Annotated in this window: 17 protein-coding genes; 4 read left to right on the forward strand and 13 right to left on the reverse strand. The window is 72.0% G+C overall.

Annotated features, from left to right (window positions below; genetic code table 11):
* Window positions 1-112 precede the first annotated feature (112 nt).
* From ACZ4VK_RS12320 to ACZ4VK_RS12330, 3 genes are all read right to left on the reverse strand, one after another.
* Window positions 113-1,417 carry a UL36 very large tegument protein gene (locus tag ACZ4VK_RS12320; RefSeq protein ID WP_468351247.1) on the reverse strand — a complete coding sequence of 435 codons (1,305 nt, stop codon included), beginning with the start codon at window positions 1,415-1,417 and terminating at the stop codon, window positions 113-115.
* 185 nt (window positions 1,418-1,602) lie between these two features.
* Entirely contained in the window at window positions 1,603-1,986 is a 384-nt protein-coding gene (locus ACZ4VK_RS12325; protein WP_468351248.1) for a PPOX class F420-dependent oxidoreductase, read from the reverse strand.
* A gap of 45 nt (window positions 1,987-2,031) precedes the next feature.
* The gene (locus tag ACZ4VK_RS12330) at window positions 2,032-2,415 is read right to left on the reverse strand and encodes a winged helix-turn-helix transcriptional regulator (protein WP_468351250.1); all 384 of its coding nucleotides are present in this window, start codon (window positions 2,413-2,415) and stop codon (window positions 2,032-2,034) included.
* A 61-nt stretch (window positions 2,416-2,476) separates the two neighbouring features.
* On the opposite strand from ACZ4VK_RS12330, the gene ACZ4VK_RS12335 reads away from it, so the two are divergent.
* On the forward strand, window positions 2,477-3,169 hold the full coding sequence (locus ACZ4VK_RS12335; RefSeq protein WP_468351252.1) for an NAD(P)-dependent oxidoreductase: 693 nt from the start codon (window positions 2,477-2,479) through the stop codon (window positions 3,167-3,169).
* Between the two features lie 28 nt (window positions 3,170-3,197).
* Here ACZ4VK_RS12335 and ACZ4VK_RS12340 read toward each other — a convergent pair whose 3' ends face one another.
* Complete coding sequence (locus tag ACZ4VK_RS12340; RefSeq protein WP_468351254.1) at window positions 3,198-3,449, reverse strand: helix-turn-helix domain-containing protein; 252 nt, start codon at window positions 3,447-3,449, stop codon at window positions 3,198-3,200.
* A gap of 32 nt (window positions 3,450-3,481) precedes the next feature.
* Here ACZ4VK_RS12340 and map point away from each other — a divergent pair, with 32 nt between their 5' ends.
* Window positions 3,482-4,249: a type I methionyl aminopeptidase gene (map, locus tag ACZ4VK_RS12345; RefSeq protein WP_468351256.1), complete on the forward strand. Its 768-nt coding sequence runs from the start codon at window positions 3,482-3,484 to the stop codon at window positions 4,247-4,249.
* Between the two features lie 28 nt (window positions 4,250-4,277).
* Here map and ggt read toward each other — a convergent pair whose 3' ends face one another.
* The gene (gene ggt, locus ACZ4VK_RS12350; RefSeq protein ID WP_468351258.1) at window positions 4,278-6,083 is read right to left on the reverse strand and encodes a gamma-glutamyltransferase; all 1,806 of its coding nucleotides are present in this window, start codon (window positions 6,081-6,083) and stop codon (window positions 4,278-4,280) included.
* 105 nt (window positions 6,084-6,188) lie between these two features.
* On the opposite strand from ggt, the gene ACZ4VK_RS12355 reads away from it, so the two are divergent.
* The gene (locus ACZ4VK_RS12355) at window positions 6,189-6,923 is read left to right on the forward strand and encodes a hypothetical protein (RefSeq protein ID WP_468351260.1); all 735 of its coding nucleotides are present in this window, start codon (window positions 6,189-6,191) and stop codon (window positions 6,921-6,923) included.
* Here ACZ4VK_RS12355 and ACZ4VK_RS12360 read toward each other — a convergent pair.
* Window positions 6,874-8,130: a cytochrome P450 gene (locus ACZ4VK_RS12360; protein ID WP_468351262.1), complete on the reverse strand. Its 1,257-nt coding sequence runs from the start codon at window positions 8,128-8,130 to the stop codon at window positions 6,874-6,876. The two genes, ACZ4VK_RS12355 and ACZ4VK_RS12360, sit on opposite strands and share 50 nt — an antisense overlap.
* A 263-nt stretch (window positions 8,131-8,393) precedes the next feature.
* Between ACZ4VK_RS12360 and ACZ4VK_RS12365 the strand changes: the two genes are divergently transcribed.
* Window positions 8,394-9,950 carry a CocE/NonD family hydrolase gene (locus tag ACZ4VK_RS12365; RefSeq protein ID WP_468351264.1) on the forward strand — a complete coding sequence of 519 codons (1,557 nt, stop codon included), beginning with the start codon at window positions 8,394-8,396 and terminating at the stop codon, window positions 9,948-9,950.
* A gap of 37 nt (window positions 9,951-9,987) precedes the next feature.
* Here the strand turns inward: ACZ4VK_RS12365 and ACZ4VK_RS12370 are convergent, their stop codons facing one another.
* The 7 genes from ACZ4VK_RS12370 to ACZ4VK_RS12400 form a co-directional block, all read right to left on the reverse strand.
* Window positions 9,988-10,845, reverse strand: a complete 858-nt coding sequence (locus ACZ4VK_RS12370) for an amino acid ABC transporter permease (RefSeq protein WP_468351266.1) — start codon at window positions 10,843-10,845, stop codon at window positions 9,988-9,990.
* Complete coding sequence (locus tag ACZ4VK_RS12375; RefSeq protein ID WP_468351268.1) at window positions 10,842-11,486, reverse strand: amino acid ABC transporter permease; 645 nt, start codon at window positions 11,484-11,486, stop codon at window positions 10,842-10,844. Before ACZ4VK_RS12375 ends, ACZ4VK_RS12370 begins: the two co-directional genes overlap by 4 nt.
* 31 nt (window positions 11,487-11,517) lie before the next feature.
* Window positions 11,518-12,435, reverse strand: coding sequence for a glutamate ABC transporter substrate-binding protein (locus tag ACZ4VK_RS12380; protein WP_468351277.1), 918 nt, complete (start codon window positions 12,433-12,435; stop codon window positions 11,518-11,520).
* A 14-nt stretch (window positions 12,436-12,449) separates the two neighbouring features.
* Window positions 12,450-13,196 (reverse strand): amino acid ABC transporter ATP-binding protein, encoded by a 747-nt coding sequence (locus tag ACZ4VK_RS12385; protein ID WP_468351279.1) that lies wholly within the window; start codon window positions 13,194-13,196, stop codon window positions 12,450-12,452.
* 170 nt (window positions 13,197-13,366) lie between these two features.
* On the reverse strand, window positions 13,367-13,810 hold the full coding sequence (locus ACZ4VK_RS12390; RefSeq protein ID WP_468351281.1) for a DUF6278 family protein: 444 nt from the start codon (window positions 13,808-13,810) through the stop codon (window positions 13,367-13,369).
* Between the two features lie 106 nt (window positions 13,811-13,916).
* Window positions 13,917-14,696, reverse strand: a complete 780-nt coding sequence (locus ACZ4VK_RS12395) for an exodeoxyribonuclease III (RefSeq protein WP_468351283.1) — start codon at window positions 14,694-14,696, stop codon at window positions 13,917-13,919.
* A gap of 46 nt (window positions 14,697-14,742) precedes the next feature.
* On the reverse strand, window positions 14,743-15,375 hold the full coding sequence (locus ACZ4VK_RS12400; RefSeq protein WP_468351284.1) for an MBL fold metallo-hydrolase: 633 nt from the start codon (window positions 15,373-15,375) through the stop codon (window positions 14,743-14,745).
* Window positions 15,376-15,381: the final 6 nt, after the last annotated feature.

Genomic DNA, 15,381 nt, shown 5'->3' on the forward strand with positions numbered 1-15,381 from the left:
CGACACGTACGGGCAAGGACCGACACGTACGGGCCCCGCCTCGCCCCACCGTCGCCCCGCCGCCCCGGCCCGTCGCACAGCCGCCCTCCCGCCGTACCGCCGCCCCTCCCCGTCAGGCGCCGGCGACGCCCGCCACGCGCAGGGCGTGCAGCAGGTCGCGCTCACGGTCCGCCGACACCGCCCGGGCCGCTTCGAGGAGCCCGGGGAGCAGCTCGCGCGGGTCCTCGCCCGCGAGCCGCGCCGCGTCCTCGGGGGTGCGGACCCGCACGAACGCGGCGAGCAGCGCGCGGGCCTCACGGTCGTGGCCCTCGGCGCGCAGGGCGGCGCACGCGCCCGCGAGCTCCTCGACCGGGCGCGCCACACCCTGACGCAGGAGCTGCTCGCAGTCGGCGGCCCGGCCCGCGTCGGCGAGCGCTCCGGCGACGGCGGCGAGCCGGCCGGGAGCCAGCGAGGCGGCCTCCCAGAGCAGGATCGACCAGTCGGCGCCGAGTCCGGCGCGGTGGAGTTCCCCGGCGAGGGCGGGCAGCCGGGCGGGCGGTCCGTTGAGCGCCTCGCAGAGCAGGGCGTGGGCCTCGCCGCTACGACCCTGGGCGCGGAGCCGCCGCAGGGCGTAGACCGCGTTGGCCGCGGCGCGGGCGTCCTCTGCGGGGTCCGCGTCAGGGACCTGCACCGCGCCGGGCGCCCGGTCGGGCGCGGCGGGGCCGCCGCCGAACCGGGCGCCCCGGGGGGCCGCTCCCCGGGCCGGCAGTACGGTCGCGGGAAGGGGCGCGGCTACCGGCCCCTGCTCCTCGCCCCCCTCGATCCAGGCGTACCGGGCGCCCCGGGGCCGCCGCCTGGCCCTGCCGGGGCGGGACGGGGGATCTCCGGCGGGGGCGAGGGCCGAGCCCGGTGCCGCGGCGGCCTCCCCCGTCCCGCTCCCCTCCCCCAGGCGCTCCAGGCGGGTCGTCAGGTCCCTGACGCGGGCGGTCGCCCTGGCCTGGTCGTCGCGGGTCCAGGCCAGGTCGTGTGCCAGGCGGGCCGTCTCCTCCGGGCCCTGGGCCGTGGCGGCGCGGAGCCGGTCCTCCAGTTCGCGGGCGCGGGAGTCGGCGTACCGGCGTTCGCGTTCCATGAGTTCCCTGCGCTCGGCGAGCGCCGCCGCTCCCCCCGGCCGCCGGTCATGGGCGCCGGCGGCGGCCGCGTACAGCGTCCGGCCGCGCAGGGCGAGCGGTCCGTCGGCGGGTTCCCCGGCGTCCTGGAGCAGGGATTCGACGACGTCCCACGGCAGGATCTCGGCCCCGTCGAAGCAGGCGCGCAGCCCCTCCGGGTCTCGTTCGGCGAAGACGCCGTACCAGCCGCCGTCCGGCGTGATGCGGCCCGCGAGCTCCGCCAGCCAGCGCGTGAACGCCGCCAGCTCAGCCGGTAGTTGGTACACCGTCATGCGTCACGCACCTGCCCCGCGGTCGACTGGAACCTTCCGGTCCGCGGGTATTGGACCGCAGTCGTGTTACGGGACGACTACGGACCGTTTTCCTCCGGGTGCCTCGCCGCGCAATTCCCCGGAAGCGCGCGCCTCACCCGAGGCACGCGTCTCACTCGAAGCGCGTCTCAGCCGTGGCGCCCGTCTCACCCGAAGCGCACGACGATCCCGGTGTGCGGGCGCTTCCCGAAGCGGGCGAGCGTGGCCGGCACGTCGGTCAGCCAGAACTGCCAGGTGTACTTGCGCGCGAGCAGGCGCCGGATCCGCCGCAGCTCGTCCCCCTCCACGAGCCGCCCCTCACCGGCGACGCGCCGGGCGCCGTCGGCGACGTTTCCGCGCAGGTCGCAGACGGCTGCCTCGACCCGCAGGTCGTTCCGCAGGCGCTTGACCTTCCAGGAGTCGGTGCGGGTCCAGACGTACATCTCGGCGCCGTCGACCGCGTACCAGACGGGCGTCGCGACCCCCGTGCCGTTCTTCCGGTACGTGGTCAGGCTGACGTAGCGGCCGTGCCGCAGCTCTTCGGGCATCATGCCCGGGAGCCTATGCGGGGCGTCACGGGGCGTCGGGCGCCGGGCTCAGGACCGGCCGTCCTCGCTCCCGTAGGCCGTCCTGGCCTCGGTGATCTCCGGAAGGTGGGCGCGGGCCCAGGCGCACGCGGTGTCCAGCGGATCGATCAGCGCGCGGCCGAGGGCGGTCAGCGCGTACTCGACGCGCGGCGGGTTCTCGTCGTACGCGGTGCGGGTGAGGAACCCGTCGCGCTCCATGGCGCGCAGGGTCTCGGTGAGCACCTTGGGGGTGATCCAGTGAAGCGGGACGCGCAGCTCCGAGAAGCGGCGGGGCCGCCCGTCCTCGAGGCAGCGGAGGACCACGGCGGTCCACTTGCCTCCGACGCGGATGGGTTGCGCGCGGTCGGAGCAGTCCGGGTCGTGGAACAGGTCGGCGGTCAGCGGCTGGTGCATGCCTGTGAAGCTAGCCCAGTACCGTTGAAGTAACCAGGTACTCCGGTTCTACGGTCCTGCCATGAACGACGACATGAGCAGCAACCACATCAGCGACAGCGACGTCACGAACGGCGACATCATCGTCTTCGGGGCGGGCGGACGGGTCGGCCGCGCGACCGTGGCGGAGGCGGTGGCCCGTGGCCACCGGGTGACGGCGGTGGTGCGCGATCCGGCGAAGCACCGTGACCTGGAAGGCACTTCGGTCACTCTCGTACGGGGTGACGTCACCGACCCGGCGTCGGTGGCCGCGCTCGCGGCCGGCCACGACGCGGCCGTGAACGCCTCGGTCCGCCTCGACGTCTCCTCGGAGGAGTACTTCACGGCCGCGGCGAAGGCCCTGGTCGGCGGGCTCGAAAAGGCGGGCGTCCGACGCCTGTTGACCCTGGGGATCGCCACGACCCTGGAGAAGGAGCCGGGGGTGCGGCTCATGGACGCGCCTGGATTCCCGGCGGAGTGGCGGGCGTTCGCCCAGGGCCATGTGGCCGAGTTCGCGCTGCTCTCGGACGAGGCGGGACCGGAGCTCGACTGGCTGATGGTCGTACCGCCGCTCGACCTGAACGCCGAGGCGGCGCCGACAGGCGGCTACCGGACGGCCGTGGGCTCGGTGATCGACGGCCCCGGCCGGATCGCGCACGCCGACCTCGCGCTCGCCCTGCTCGACGAGATCGAGCGCCCGCGTCACAGCCGCGTCCAGCTGGCTGTCTCCGTATAGGCGGTCTCCGTGGAGGCGGTGACGGCCCTCAGACGGGCACGAGCGCGCACCGGACGACCAGCTCGTCCATGGAGAGGCCGAGGACCCCGGCGAGGGCCGCGACAGTGAAGAACGCCGGGGTCGGGGCCCGGCCGGTCTCGATCTTGCGGAGCGTCTCGGCGGACAGACCTGCCGCCGTGGCGATCTCGACCATGGACCGCTCGCCGCGCGCCTCGCGCAGGAACAGGCCGAGGCGCTCGCCGCGCTCGCGCTCTTCGGGGGTCAGTGGGGTGCGTACCATGCCACCATTCTAATACCGGTATAGTAATTGGAATGGTGGAGATCAAGACGAACGAGAACCTGGCGGCCATGCGCGAGTCGGGGCGGGTGGTGGCGCGCGCCCTCGCGGCCGTACGGGAGAAGGCGGCGCCCGGCGTCACGCTCGCCGAACTGGACGGGGCCGCGCGGGAGGTCCTGGCCGAGGCGGGCGCCGGATCGCCCTTCCTCGGCTACCGCCCGGAGTGGGCACCCGTGCCGTTCCCCGCGGTGGTGTGCCTCTCCGTCAACGACGCCATCGTGCACGGCATCCCGGACGGGACCCGGCTGGCGCCTGGCGACCTGGTCTCCGCGGACTGCGGGGCCCTCCTGGGCGGCTGGGCGGGCGACTCGGCCGTCAGCTTCACGGTCGGCCAGGCCCGGCCGGAGGACACCCGGCTGATCGCCGCGGCGGAGGAGGCCCTGGCGGCGGGCATCGCGGCGGCCGTCGTCGGCAACCGGATCGGCGACATCGCCCACGCCATCGGCCGGGTCTGCCGCGCCGCCGGATACGGCATCCCGGACGGCTTCGGCGGTCACGGGATCGGCCGCACGATGCACGAGGACCCGGGCGTCCCCAACGAGGGGCGCCCGGGCCGGGGCATGAAGCTGCGCCACGGGATGGTGCTCGCGATCGAGCCGATGCTCATCGGCGGCGGCACGGACGACCACTACACGGCGGCCGACGGCTGGACGATCCGTACGTCCGACGGCTCGCGCGCGGCCCACGCGGAGCACACGGTCGCGATCACGGACGAGGGCCCGCGCGTGCTGACGGCGCTGTAGCCCGCGCCGCCGGGCGGCCGGTCGCCCCCTACCCCGCCGGCCGGACCACCATCGCCGAACCACCGCCCCTGCGGACCTTCTCCGCCGCGGCCACCCAGCGGCCGTCCGGCAGGCGCTGGACGCCGGTGGCGGCGCCGATCTCCGGGTTCTGCCGGAAGCCGTGCCCGATCGCTTCGAGCTCCGCCCTGAGCGGGCTGTTCCAGAGGGCGGGTTCGAGTTCGGTGGTCGTCTGGTTGCGCTGGCTGGCGCGCGGCGCGGCGATGGCCTCGACGAGCGGCAGGCCCCGGTCGACGACCCCGGTGAGGGTCTGCAGGACCGTCGTGATGATCGTCGCGCCGCCCGGCGAGCCGAGGGCGAGGACGGGCCGGTCGTGCGGGTCGAGGACGATCGTCGGGGAGATCGAGGAGCGCGGCCGCTTGCCGGGTCCCGGCAGGTTCGGGTCGTGCACGGCCGGGTTGGCGGGGGCGAAGGAGAAGTCGGTCAGCTCGTTGTTGAGCAGGAAGCCCCGTCCCGGCACGGTGATGCCGCTGCCGCCGGTGGACTCGATGGTGAGGGTGTACGCGACGACGTTGCCCCACTTGTCCGCCACCGTGAGGTGGGTGGTGTTCTCCCCCTCGTACGTGGTCGGGGCCGCCGTGCCGCCGCTCGCGCACGGTGCCGGGTCACGGGGGTCGCCGGGCGCGAGCGGGCTGGTCAGGACGGCGTCGTCGCGGATCAGGCAGGCGCGGGAGTCGGCGTACCGCTGGGAGAGCAGTCCACGCGTCGGCACCCGCTCGAAGGCCGGGTCGCCGACCCAGCGGCCCCGGTCGGCGAAGGCGATGCGGCTGGCCTCGATGAACCGGTGCAGATAGCGGGCCTGGGAGGCGGTCGCGAGGTCGGTGCCCTCCAGGATGTTGAGCGCCTCGCCGACGCTCGTGCCGCCGGAGGAGGAAGGGGCCATGCCGTAGACGTCGAGCCCCCGGTACGAGACCTTCGTGGGGCGGCGGGACTCCGTGCGGTACGTGGCGAGGTCGCGCACCGTCAGGTCACCGGGCCGTACGGTCCGGGTGGCGCCGGCGCGGACCGGGGGCGTGCGGACGGTGTTCACGATGTCCCGGGCGAGCGGGCCGCGGTAGAGGGCGCCGACGCCCTCGCGGCCGAGCGTCTCGTACGTACGGGCCAGGTCGGGGTTCTTGAAGACGGAGCCGACGACCGGCAGCTGCCCACCGGGCAGGAAGAGCTCCGACGAGGCCGGGAAGTCACGGAACCGCGCCTCGTTGGCCGCGGTCTGGGCGCGGAACGTGGGATCGACGGTGAAGCCCTCACGGGCCAGCCGCTCGGCGGGTTCGAGGAGCGCCCCGAGGCGCTTGCTGCCCCAGGCGTCGAGAGCACTCTTCCAGGTCGCGGGGGTACCGGGGGTACCGACGCCGAGGCCGCTGGTCATGCCCTCCTCGAAGGGGATGGGCTTGCCGTTCTCCACGAAGAGGTTCGTGTCGGCGGAGCGGGGCGCGGTCTCGCGCCCGTCGACGGTGTGCACGGTGCGGCTCTTCGCGTCGTAGTACACGAAGTAGCCGCCGCCTCCGATGCCCGCCGAGTAGGGCTCGGTGACGCCGAGGGCGGCCGCGACGGCGACGGCGGCGTCCACGGCGTTGCCGCCCTCGCGGAGCACCTCGACACCGGCGGCCGAGGCGTCGGCGTCGACGCTGGCGACGGCACCGCCGTATCCGACGGCGACGGGCTCCTTGACCGGTGGCGGCAGGGTGGCCGGCCGGGCCGTCGGCGGGGCGGCACCCATCGAGAGCACCGTCGCCGCGACGGCGAGAACGGAGACCTTCCCAGCGGCGGAACGACGCATTCCCTACCTCCAGTCAACAACCGTCCGCGCAGCGTAACTTCCCCCGGCCCGTTCCGTCAGGACCGCCTCGAACATGAGGCCGGTCCGCGGCTAGCATGCGCGCCCATGAACGAAGACGTGCGGAACATCGTGCTCGGGGTCCTGGCGACCGGGGTCAGCGCCTCCTTGGGGTGGCTGGCCCGCACGTACCTCTGGCGGCGCGGGCTCCGCCGGAAGCAGGCGTTCTTCGGGCTGCCCTCCGGTTCGGAGTGTCTGCTCGTGGTGAACCGTCTGGCCGGCAGCGAGCGCGGCGTGCACGCCACCGACGTCTCGGCGCTGCTCGAACTGTCGGCGCTGGTCAAGGACTGCGGGGCGCGTCCCCGTGTCGTGCAGCACGACACGGCCCGTCAGGGACTCGGCGAGATAGCCGAGTTCTGCATCGGCGGCCCCTACTCCAATCGGCGCATGGAAGCCCATCTGCCGAACCTGCTGCCGGGACTCACGATGAACGTCGAGCAGGAGCCGCGCGAGGACCGGGGGATGATCACCGTGGCGGGCGAGGCCTACCGCCCGGAGTGGGGCGTCACCGAGTACGTCGTCCTCGCGCGCCTCACCCGCGGCGAGGGTGGCCGGCCGGTGTTCCTGATCTGCGGCCAGGCCGCTGTCACCAATCAGGCCGCGGCACGGCATCTGGCCCGCCACCACAAGGCGCTGACCGGCACGTACGGGACGGACGGCTCCTTCGTTCTCCTCCTGAAGGTGGTCAACTCGCGGGCGTACGGCCCCGATGTGGTGGAGGTGGTGGCCGATGTCACCCGCGAGGCGCGGACGGCTCCCGCAGCCGCACCGGCAGCGACTTGACGCCGTTGATGAAGTTGGAGACGAGGCGGCGGGGTGGTCCGGTGAGCTCCACGCCGCCGCAGACCCGGCGCACCTCCTCGTGGAGCACCCGCAGCTGAAGCCGGGCGAAGTGGGCGCCCAGACAGACGTGCGGGCCGTCGCCGAAGGAGACGTGCGGGTTCGGTGTCCGGCCGAGGTCGAGGCGGTGCGGGTCGGCGAAGACGCGTTCGTCGTGGTTGGCGGAGGCGTGGAAGACGACCACCTTGTCGCCGCGCCGGATCATCTGGCCCGCGAGCTCGGTGTCGTGGGCCGCGGTGCGCCGGAAGGAGAGCACGGGCGGGTGCACCCGCAGGAGTTCGTCCACCGCCGTGTCCACGGAGACGTCCCCCTTCCACAACCTCCCCTGCTCGTCGGGGTGTTCGGCGAGCGCGAGGAGTCCGCCCGGGGCGGCGCTGCGGACCGTGTCGTTGCCGGCGACGGTCAGCAGGAAGAAGAACATCTCCAGTTCGGCGTCGGCGAGTTCCGAGCCGGCGAGCGAGGTCATGATGTCGTCGGCGGGGTGCGCGCGCTTGTACGCGGCGAGCTCCTGGGCGTAGGAGAACATCTCGGCGAGCATGGCGGGCGAGCGGGGGTTGACCGGTCGGCCCTCGGCGTCCAGGACCGGGGGCTCGTCGGGGTCCTGGTAGGCGATGACGCGCTCGGTCCAGTCGTGCAGGAGCCCCCGGTCGCTCGCGGGCACGCCGAGCAGGTCGGTCAGGTTGAGCAGGGCGTAGTCGTCGGTGACGGCCGGGACGAGGTCCACCTCGCCGCCATCGGCCACCGCCGCGCCGATCAGGGCCCTGGCCCGCTCCCGCGCGGTGACACCGAAGCGCTCGATCCGCCCCGGAGTGAAGGCCCGACTGACGAGTCGCCTCAGCCTCCCGTGATCCGGCGGGTCCTGATTGAGCATCATGCGCCGGATGAAGGGCAGATCGGCGGGGGCGGGGTCCCGGATCTGGGTGGCGCCGAGGCAGGAGGAGTACGTCCCCGCGTCCTTGAGCACACGGGTGACGTCGGCATGCCGGGTGACGGCCCAGAACCCCGGCCCGGCCGGCCATCCCAGGATCTCCGGCTCCCCCTGCCACGCGACGGGCGCCAGGTCGCGCAGCGCGCGGAAGCGGTCGTGCGGGATCCCGACGGCGTAGATCCGCGGATCGAAAACGTCGGGTACGTCGCTCGCGCCCCCCACCGTTCCTCCCGTCGGCCGCCCTTCAGGGGTGAAGACGGCACCATCATGACAGGCCGGTGGAGGCCGCCGTTGAGCTGATCCCACAGTCCGGGCTTTTCCGTCCCACCCAATCGTTACCGGCACGTAACTTACCGACCAGTTACCTCGGGTAAGCCACTCCGGTTACCGTCGGGTCACTTTCACTGCCCCCCATGACTGCCCCCCAGCACCGCCCCCAGCGGTGCACGCACTGACCCCGCAGTGCCCCCAGTGAGGAGTGACCCGTGCGCACATCCCTGGCCCTCGCCGTCTCGGCCGCTCTCGTGGCCGGGACGGCCCTCGGGCTCGCGCCCGCCGCTCAGGCGGGAGAGACCGGAGCGAGCACCGACACCGGCATCCGCTTCGTCGACATCGCCGGGGAGGGCGGCACCGTCCTCAAGGCGAACGTGATCGCCCCCGCCGGCGCCGGCCGTCACCCCCTGATCGTCCTCCCCACCAGCTGGGCCATGCCCCAGATCGAGTACCTCGCCCAGGCGAAGAAGCTCGCCGACTCCGGTTACGTCGTGGTGAGCTACAACTCGCGCGGCTTCTGGCAGTCCGGCGGGGAGATCGAGACCGCCGGTCCGAAGGACGTCGCCGACGCCTCGAAGGTGATCGACTGGGCCCTCGCCCACACGTCCGCCGACCCCGCGCACGTGGGCATGGCGGGTGTCTCGTACGGCGCCGGGATCAGCCTCCTCGCCGCCGCCCACGACCCCCGGATCAAGGCCGTCGCCGCGCTGAGCGGCTGGGCCGACCTCATCGAGTCCATCTACAGCGGCCGCACCCAGCACCTCCAGGCCGCCGCCCTGCTCGGCGGCGCCGGGTACCTCACGGGCCGACCCGGGCCCGAACTGAAGGAGGTCCTGGGTGACTTCCTCTCGTCGAACCTGGACAAGGAGGACGAGATGATCGCCTGGGGCCGTACCCGGTCCCCCGCCACCCACCTGGACCGGATCAACGCCAACGGCGCCGCGATCATGCTCGGCAACGCCTGGGGCGACACGATCTTCCCGCCCAACCAGTACGCGAGCTTCTTCGAGAAGCTCACCGGCCCCAAGCGCCTGGAGTTCCGCCCCGGCGACCACGCCACCGCCGAGGCCACCGGTCTGTTCGGGCTGCCCAACGACACCTGGACCAGCGCCCACCGCTGGTTCGACCGCCACCTCAAGGGCGTCGACAACGGCATCGACCGCGAGCAGCCCGTCCAGCTCACGTCGCGCTCGACAGGCGGCTACGAGGGCTACCCGGACTGGAAGTCCGTCCACGCGAACCAGCGGAAGTTCGACCTCGACGGTACGCAGCGGGTCTGGGCGAACGTCGACTCCGGCGCCAACGGCGGCATCACCCTGCTCACCAACGCCCTCGACCAGTTCCTCCGCATCCCGCCCGTCGTCTCCGTCCCCCTGCTCCCCCGCGCCTTCGCCGGCGTCTGGCAGTCGGAGCGGTACGACACCCCGCAGCGGGTGCGCGGCACGGTGAAGGTGCACACCACGGTCGCCTCCACCAAGGAGAGCGGCACCCTCGTCGCGTACCTCTACGACGTGGGCCCGCTCGGCGTCGGCAAGCTCGTCAGCAACGCCCCGTACACCTTCCACGACCGGACACCGGGCACGCCGTTCGCCCTCGATCTGGAGCTGTTCTCCACGGCGTACGACGTTCCGGCCGGGCACCGGCTCGCCCTCGTCGTCGACACCGTCGACCCGCTCTACATCGAGCACAACCCGACCGGCGCGCAGCTGACCTTCTCCTCCCCCGCGGCCGACCCGTCGTACGTGTCGGTACCGCTGCGGCAGGAGTGATCACCGGCTGCTGCCGGGCGGGTGCGGCTCCTCGCCGCTACTGCTGTCCCGGCAGCAGCGTCTGTGGTTCGGCCGGTGCGACGTCCACGGCCCTCGTCTTCGGGTTGCGGCGTTCCTTGCGGGCCACCCAGGTGGCGAACCAGGAGAGCAGCATGCACATCCCGATGTAGATCGGCGAGATGACGAGCACGACGGGGATGAACGGCAGGTCGTAGTCGAGGTTCGAGGCGATCAGCTTGCCCGCGTGCAGGAACTCCTCGTAGGTGATGAGGAAGCCGAGCGAGGTGTCCTTGAGCGCGACCACGAGCTGGCTGATGATGGCCGGCAGCATCGCGCGGACCGCCTGCGGCACCAGGACGTAGGTCATGACCTGCGTCTTGCGCATGCCGAGCGCGTACGCCGCCTCGCCCTGGCCGCGCGCGACGGCGTGGATGCCGGTGCGGAAGACCTCCGCGAGCACCGAGCCGTTGTAGAGGGTCAGCCCGGCGACGAGTGCGGGCAGCGCCTGGACCTTGAGCGCCACGAAGATGAAGAAGATCATCACGAGGACGGGCATGGCGCGGAAGAACTCGATGAGAAGCGTCGAGAGCCAGCGCAGCGGCCGGTGTTCGGAGAGGCGTCCGGTGGCGAGCAGCGCGCCGAGGGCGAGCGAGAGCACCGAGGCGTAGGCGAAGGCCTTGAGGGTGTTGCCGAGCCCTTCGAGCAGCAGTTCCTGGATGCCCTGGTAGAGGAAGGGCGACCACTTGGTGGAGGTGAACTGGGCGTTGTCGAAGAGGAGGTAGAGGATCCAGCCGGCCAGGGCGAGGATCAGCACGCTTGCCACGAGGCCGTAGAGGAGGTGACGGCGCCGGGCCTGCGGTCCGGGGATGTCGTAGAGGGCGGTGGACTCGGTCATCGGGCGACTCCCCAGCGCTTCTCCATGATGTGGAAGAGGGCGCTGATGGTGAGGGTGATGATCAGGTATCCGGCGGCGATCCAGACGAAGGTCCAGACGATGTTGTAGCCGAGTTCGCTCAGGGTCTTGTAGGTGCCGAGGAGTTCGGTGACGCTGAAGGCCCCGGCGATGGCTGAGTTCTTGGCGAGGGCGATCAGGGTGGAGCCGATCGGCGGGATGACCGTGCGGAAGGCCTGCGGGAGGACGACCGTGCCGAGGGTCTGGGTGAAGGTCATGCCGAGGCTGCGGGCGGCTTCGCCCTGGCCGCGCGGCACGGTGTTGATGCCGGAGCGGAGCGCCTCGCAGATGAAGGCCGAGGTGTAGCAGCCGAGCGCGAGGACCGCGAACAGCTCGAAGGGCAGCACGAGTCCGAACCGGGGCAGGCCCAGCATGACCGCGAAGAAGAGCAGGGTGAGCGGGGTGTTGCGCAGGACGGTGACCCAGACCGTGCCGAAGACCCGGAAGGAGCCGACGGGCGCGACCCGGAACGAGGCCATGACGAAGCCCAGGACGAGGGCGAGCGCCGAGGCGTAGACGGTGAGTTCGACGGTGCCGAGGAATCCCTTGCCGTAGAGCGAGAAGTTGTCGGTCAGGACGTCCATGCCAGTGACTCCATGTGGGGGCTCCTCCGGGTCAGCTCGCCGGGTAGCGGTCGATGGCGGGCGGTGTCGGGGCGGGGACCCCGGAGAGACCGAGGGTGGCGTCGTACGCCTTCTTCCAGTCGCCGTTCTTCTCGTGGGCGGCGATGGCGTCGTCGAGGGCGAAGCGCAGGGCGTTGTCGCCGCGCGGGACGCCGATGCCGTACGGCTCCTTCGAGAACGGCTTTCCGACGACCTTGAGTTCGTCGGGCACCTTCGCGGCGTAGCCCATGAGGATCGTGTCGTCGGTGGTGACGGCGTCGACCTGGTAGGTCAGCAGGTTGTCCACACAGGCCGAGTACGTGTCGTAGGCGACGAGTTCGGCCTTCGGGTAGTCCTTCTCGATCCGCTGGTACGGGGTGGAGCCGGCGGCCGAGCAGACCCGCTTGCCCGCCAGGTCCTGGGGGCCCTTGATGTCGTTCTCGTCGGTCCGGACCAGGAGGGACTGGCCGGCCTGGTAGTAGGGCCCGGCGAAGCCGACGAGCTTCTTGCGGTTGTCGTTGATGGTGTACGTGCCGACGTAATAGTCGATCTGGCCGTTCTGCAGGGCGGTCTCGCGGTTGGCCGAGGCGATCGTGCGGAAGTCGATGCCGGCGGGGTCGAAGCCGAGGGAGGCCGCCATCATCTTGGCGATCTCGATGTCGAAGCCCGAGTAGCGGCCGGTGGCCGGGTCCTTCTCGCCCATGTAGGGCTGGTCCTCCTTGGCGCCGACGACGAGCCGGCCGCGCTTCTTCGCCCGGTTCCAGGTGCTGGAGTCGGGCAGGGTGAAGCCCTTCTGGACCTGGTAGACGGGGAGTTGGTCGGGCTGGGGACCCTTGACGGGCGGGCTTCCCTCCCTGCCGCAGCCGCCGAGTGCCGCCGTCAGGGCGAGCAGCAGGGCGAGAGCGGCCAGGGTCCGGTGCGTACGCTGCATGGTTCCCGCTCCGCTCAGTGCTTGAGGATCTTGGAGAGGAAGTCCTTGGCGCGTTCGCTGCGCGGGGCGGTGAAGAAGTCCTCCGGCGCGCGGTCCTCGACGATCTTCCCGTCGGCCATGAAGACGACCCGGTTGGCGGCGGAGCGGGCGAAGCCCATCTCGTGGGTGACGACCACCATCGTCATGCCCTCCTGGGCGAGTTGCTGCATGACCTCGAGGACCTCGTTGATCATCTCGGGGTCGAGTGCCGAGGTCGGCTCGTCGAAGAGGAGCGCCTTGGGGTCCATGGCGAGGGCGCGGGCGATGGCCACGCGCTGCTGCTGGCCGCCGGAGAGCTGCGCGGGGTACTTGTCGGCGTGCGCGGCCAGTCCGACCCGGTCGAGGAGCTCGCGGGACCGCCGGTCGGCCTCGTCCCTCCTGCGCTTGCGGACCTTGATCTGCGCGAGGGAGACGTTGGCGAGGACGGTCTTGTGCGCGAAGAGGTTGAACGACTGGAAGACCATGCCGACCTCGGCCCGCAGCCGGGCGAGCGCCTTGCCCTCCTCGGGGAGGGGCTGCCCGTCGATGACGATCTCGCCCGACTCGACGCGCTCCAGGCGGTTCATCGCCCGGCAGAGGGTGGACTTGCCGGAGCCGGACGGGCCGATGACGACGACCACCTCCCCCCGGCCGACGGTGAGATCGATGGACTGGAGGACATGCAACGTGCCGTAATGCTTGTTGACGCCACGCAGTTCGATCAGCGGATCGACGACGGCCATACGCTGCCCTGCCCCATTTCTCAGCGGTGTCGAGTCAGCGCAAACTATCCACCTCGAAAAGGGACTTCACGCCCGACACGCATGAAAACGGGAAAAGCCGTATTTACTGCGGAAGGGTGGCGCCGGTGTACGACGAATGGCGGCGGGAGCTCCGGGTGCCGGCGGGGCTCTCAGTGCTCGGCGGACTCGGCGTACACCTGGGAGAGCTCCGGCGAGCCCGTCATCGCCCAGTCGAGACCGGCCTCGACGACCTGGATCTCCCGGCCGGAGGCGAGCTGCACCACCGGGCCGCCGCCGGGCTGGACCTGCCAGCGGGCGCCCGGCACGTTCCGGACGATGACGGTGCCGAGGTAGAGGCCGGCGTCGTTCCCGATCCAGGGCAGCTCCTCCGGGTCGTCACGCCAGCGGGGCGGCAGCTGGTCGAGCTCCTGGAGGGAGCGGGGAGTGTCGTCGAGAGCCACCCCCGCCTCCGCGACACGGGCACGCAGCAGCTCGCATTCGGCGAGCAGCTCGCCGACTCCCTCTGGGTCGCGGTCGAAGGCCGCGACCAGCGGGGACTCGGCCGGCTCGGGTTCATGCCGCTTGCGCCAGTTGTCGAGAAACGGGATGTTCATCAGAACAGCGTCGCACCGCTGCCTGCCGGTCGACCACCCGGCGCGCTGGATCGTTATCGCGGCGGTGGCGGCGGTCTTCGCGGTGGTGGCACCGCCGGGAGACGTCCTACACGTCGAGGTCGACCACGACGGGCGCGTGGTCCGACGCGCCCTTGCCCTTGCGCTCCTCACGGTCCACATAGCTGTCCGTGACCGCCTCGGCGAAGGGCTTGTTGCCGTAGACCAGGTCGATGCGCATGCCCTTGTTCTTGGGGAAACAGAGCTGCCGGTAGTCCCAGTACGTGAAGGGGTGGTCGTACTTGAGGGGGCGCGGGACCACGTCGGCGAGACCGGCCTCGCGCAGACCGGCGAGCGCGGCCCGCTCCGGCTCCGTCACGTGCGTGGCGCCCTCGAAGACCGCCCTGTCCCAGACGTCGTCGTCGGTCGGCGCGATGTTGTAGTCGCCGAGGACGGCGAAGGGGCGCTCCGCCGCCGCGTCGTCCGCGACGGCCGCCTTCAGGGCCTCAAGCCAGCGCAGCTTGTACGCGTAGTGCTCGTGGGCCACCTCCCGGCCGTTCGGCACGTACACCGACCAGACGCGGACCGGGCCGCAGGTCGCGGAGATCGCCCGGGGCTCCTCGACGCCTTCGTAGTCGGGGCCGCCGGGCAGGCCCATGACGACGTCCGCGAGGCCGACGCGGGAGATCAGTGCCACGCCGTTCCACCGGCCCGTGGCGTTGACCACGGACTCGTACCCCAGGGCACGCAGCTCCTCGGTGGGGAACTGCTCGGCCGTGCACTTGGTCTCCTGCACGCACAGCACGTCCGTGCCGCTGCTCTCCAGCCAGGCCAGGAGCCGGGGCAGCCGGGCGGTGATCGAATTGACGTTCCAGGTGGCGATGCGCATGTGCGCAAGCCTACGTGCGGGGTCCGACAATCGGCGCCCGGCCCGGCTACACGGTGGTGGACGCGCCGGGGGCGAGCCGGTCGTGGTCGGTGCCGCCGAGGGCACCGATCTGGCGGTCGTAGATGGGCCGGGCGAGGTCGGTGAGCAGGGCGTCGTGGATGTCGTAGGCCCGGCGCGGCTTCACCTCGCGGACGTAGTCGATGACCTCGGAGATCTTGTTCCACGGGGCCATGACGGGGAGCAGCAGCGTGTCCACGGGCCGGTCGGGGACGGTGAGCGCGTCGCCGGGGTGGAAGACGGCGCCGTCGACGAGGAAGCCGACGTTGGTGACGCGCGGGATGTCCGGGTGGATCACGGCGTGCAGCTCGCCGTACACCTTGACGTCGAATCCGGCCGCCCTGAAGGTGTCGCCGTGCCCGACGGTGTGGACCCTCCCGGGGTACGCCGCCGAGAGCTGTTCGGCGACGCTCCGCAGCGTCCAGATCTCGACGGCCGGGTCGGCGTCGAGGGCCGCGCGCAGGCGGCCCTCGTCGAAGTGGTCGGGGTGCTCGTGCGTGACGAGGAGGGCGTCGGCCCCGAGGGCCGCGTCCTCCTCCGTGAACATGCCGGGGTCCAGGACGAGCGTCCGCCCGTCCTTCTCCAGCCGCACGCAGGCGTGGGACTTCTTCGTCAGCTTCACCGTCCC

This window comes from Streptomyces sp. NPDC028711, from assembly GCF_055565415.1.